Annotated in this window: 4 protein-coding genes; 1 reads left to right on the top strand and 3 read right to left on the bottom strand. The window is 64.9% G+C overall.

Annotation, left to right across the window (positions count from 1 at the left end):
• Positions 1-69: 69 nt before the first annotated feature.
• From mscL to AB4Y84_RS19545, 3 genes are all read right to left on the bottom strand, one after another.
• The gene (gene mscL, locus AB4Y84_RS19535) at positions 70-474 is read right to left on the bottom strand and encodes a large-conductance mechanosensitive channel protein MscL (protein ID WP_033831860.1); all 405 of its coding nucleotides are present in this window, start codon (positions 472-474) and stop codon (positions 70-72) included.
• Between the two features lie 56 nt (positions 475-530).
• Positions 531-1,247, bottom strand: a complete 717-nt coding sequence (locus AB4Y84_RS19540) for a fumarylacetoacetate hydrolase family protein (protein ID WP_132824343.1) — start codon at positions 1,245-1,247, stop codon at positions 531-533.
• A 70-nt stretch (positions 1,248-1,317) separates the two neighbouring features.
• Positions 1,318-1,599, bottom strand: a complete 282-nt coding sequence (locus AB4Y84_RS19545) for a hypothetical protein (protein WP_025874274.1) — start codon at positions 1,597-1,599, stop codon at positions 1,318-1,320.
• 178 nt (positions 1,600-1,777) lie between these two features.
• Between AB4Y84_RS19545 and AB4Y84_RS19550 the strand changes: the two genes are divergently transcribed.
• Positions 1,778-2,113, top strand: coding sequence for a Rieske (2Fe-2S) protein (locus AB4Y84_RS19550; protein WP_049469607.1), 336 nt, complete (start codon positions 1,778-1,780; stop codon positions 2,111-2,113).
• Positions 2,114-2,378: the final 265 nt, after the last annotated feature.

Genomic DNA, 2,378 nt, shown 5'->3' on the forward strand with positions numbered 1-2,378 from the left:
CGCCGGGCATGCCCGGCGAGCGCAGCGGCAAGATGGCGTTCCGCCAGGCATGGCCCGGCGCCACCAACCTTATTTCTTCAGGCTGTCACGGATCTCGCGCAGCAGCACCACTTCCTCGGCCGGCGCTGCCGGTGCCGCTTCCTTCTTGCGCGACAGGCGGTTGATCACCTTGATCACCAGGAAGATGGCGAAGGCCACGATCACGAACTGGATCAGCGTGTTGATGAAATCACCGTAGCCGATCACCACGGCCGGGATTTCCTTGCCATCAGGCCCGATGCTGGCCGGCGACAGCGTCCACGCCAGGTGCGAGAAATCCACCCGGCCGATCAGGTAGCCCAGCGGCGGCATGATGATCTTCTCCACCAACGCGGTGACGATCTTGCCGAAGGCAGCGCCAATCACCACGCCGACGGCGAGGTCGATGACGTTGCCGCGCATCGCGAATTCCTTGAACTCGGTGAGCATTCCCATTGTTGTTTTTCTCCTGAGGGCGAGGGGGGACAGCGCGAAGGGTAGCGCAGGTGATGTCAGCCGGCGATCACGCCGTGGCGTTCGGCCACGTTCTCAAGGCGTGCACTGAAACGGTCGCCGGGCTTCAGTGCGGCCACGCCGGACGGCGTGCCCATGAACACCAGGTCGCCGGCGCGCAGCTGCCACAGCTTGGACAGCTCGTGCAGGATCTCCGGCACGTTCCAGATCATCTGGTCGAGCAGGGACTGCTGGCGGACTTCGCCATTGATCTCCAGCGACAGATTGAGCGCGGCCAGATCGCCGACTTCACCGGCGTGCACGATCTCGCTGATCGGTGCAGAGGCATCGAAACCCTTGGCCGAATCCCACGGGTGGCCCTTCTCCTTGGCGGCGGCCTGCAGGTCGCGGCGGGTCAGGTCCAGGCCCACGGCGTAGCCATAGACCAGGGCCTCGGCGTCGGCCACGGCCAGCTCGCCGGTGGGCGCGTCACGGCCGATCGCCACCACCAGTTCCACCTCGTGATGCAGGTTGCTGGTGGCAGGCGGATAGGGGATCACATCGTCGTGGCCGACCACGATGGCGTCGGCCGGCTTGGTGAAGAACATCGGGCGGCCGCGATCATCTGCTGCGGGCACGGCAGCACCCATCTCACGCGCATGGTCGGCGAAGTTGCGGCCGACGCAGTAGATGCGGTGCACGGGAAAGCTGCCGCCTCCAACCACCGGTACACGCGGCGTGGCTGCAGCAGGGATCACATCGGAGACATCGGACATGCGGGCATCCAGGAAGGGAGTGCCCGCAGTCTAGAACGCAGCAAGGCCCGCCGTCAGCGGGCAGCGTCGATCAGCGAGAGGACGGCAGCGCCGACTTGCGCACCACGTGGTACTCGCCCTCGACCACGTTCGGGTCGACCGGGCGGCTCGGGCCGGGCTTGCGCGAAGCCAGCAGCTTCCACGCCAGGCCCACCAGGATCATGGCTGCACCGACGAATACGCCGATGAACACCATCGCGGCCAGAATCGCCAAGCCGAGCAGGCCCACGGCAACGCGCACCAGCGGATGGCGCGGCTTGCGCGGGGCAAACAGGGTGCGGAACTGGTTGAAGGCGAAATCGCGATTGAACATGGTGGCTCGATAGGCTGGAAATCAGCGAGCCATGAGTATCGGCAGCTGCCACTGTCATTGAGTGAAAAACTCGTTAAATATAGCCTTGGCTTATTACGGATCAATGACTTGTGTTCATGTCGCAGCTAGCCACATGACCAGGCATGCGACAATGCGCGATTCCGTCCGAGCCTTCGCCATGACTGCCGCTGTTGCCCTGATCACCCTGGATGCCATTGCCGATGGTGCGTTTGCCGAGGTTGAAGCGGTGGTCGATGGCGATGCCGAGTCGCTGCTGCTGTACCGCGACGGTGAGCAGGTGCGCGCGTTCCTGAACATCTGCCCGCACGCGGGCCGGCGCCTGGATTGGGCACCCGGCCAGTTCCTGAAGAGCCGAGAAGGCCATCTGGTCTGCGCCGCCCACGGCGCCTCGTTCGCGCTGGACAGTGGCGACTGCATCGCCGGCCCCTGCAAGGGCGACCGCCTGCGAGCAGTGCCGGTGGACGTACGCGACGGGCAGGTCTACCTGGCCTGATGCATCGGTGTGCGGACCAACGGTCCGCACCCACCAAGCCAACAGTCCGCACCCAACAGATCAACAGGTATCCAGAGATCCATCCACGCATGGCGTGGATCTACCGTGTCGACCAAGGTCGACACCTACCAAAGCGGTGCACGACGCCGTTCAGGCAGATYGCGGMGATCTGTCGAAGGCGGGGTGGGTCCGGTTGCGGGGGCGTGAGCGCCATGGATGGCGCGACCGAGCTTACAGGGACGTACTTGCAGCGTCCCCCGCAACC

The organism is Stenotrophomonas sp. 2YAF22 (assembly GCF_052114665.1).
GTDB classification, from domain to species: Bacteria; Pseudomonadota; Gammaproteobacteria; order Xanthomonadales; family Xanthomonadaceae; genus Stenotrophomonas; species Stenotrophomonas indicatrix.

Bases quoted from the DNA above. Each gene is read 5' to 3' on its own strand.
- mscL (WP_033831860.1), bottom strand. From the start codon at position 474: ATGGGAATGCTCACCGAGTTCAAGGAATTCGCGATGCGCGGCAACGTC.
- AB4Y84_RS19540 (WP_132824343.1), bottom strand. From the start codon at position 1,247: ATGTCCGATGTCTCCGATGTGATCCCTGCTGCAGCCACGCCGCGTGTA.
- AB4Y84_RS19545 (WP_025874274.1), bottom strand. From the start codon at position 1,599: ATGTTCAATCGCGATTTCGCCTTCAACCAGTTCCGCACCCTGTTTGCC.
- AB4Y84_RS19550 (WP_049469607.1), top strand. From the start codon at position 1,778: ATGACTGCCGCTGTTGCCCTGATCACCCTGGATGCCATTGCCGATGGT.